At 69.9% G+C, this 279-nt stretch carries 1 pseudogene; it reads right to left on the minus strand.

What is annotated here, in order from left to right:
* Nucleotides 1-279 (minus strand): annotated as a pseudogene (locus QMX89_RS22795) (flagellar hook-length control protein FliK); the annotation flags it as partial.

The raw sequence follows: 279 nt of genomic DNA on the forward strand, positions 1-279 counted from the left end.
GTACCGACCGGCAGGCCCTGGGTGTCGATACGTGTCAGGGTCACCGGTGCGCCATTGCCGCGTTCCTGGGTGGTGACCAACGCCGCGCCACCGGCCAGGTGCGAGACCAGCAATGCAGTGCCTAGGGGCACGGGCTGCAGGCTGCTGGCGGTGATCGTCGCCACGCCGCCGCCGGCGAGAGTCAGGCGCAACAGCAACTGTAAGTCCTGCGCGCCGGCCTTGACCGACACCTCTTCGGCATCGACCGTCTCGCCCAGGGCCAGCTGGCTGTCCAGGGGC

This window comes from Pseudomonas sp. PS01301 (assembly GCF_029960215.1).
Classification (GTDB): domain Bacteria; phylum Pseudomonadota; class Gammaproteobacteria; order Pseudomonadales; family Pseudomonadaceae; genus Aquipseudomonas; species Aquipseudomonas coleopterorum.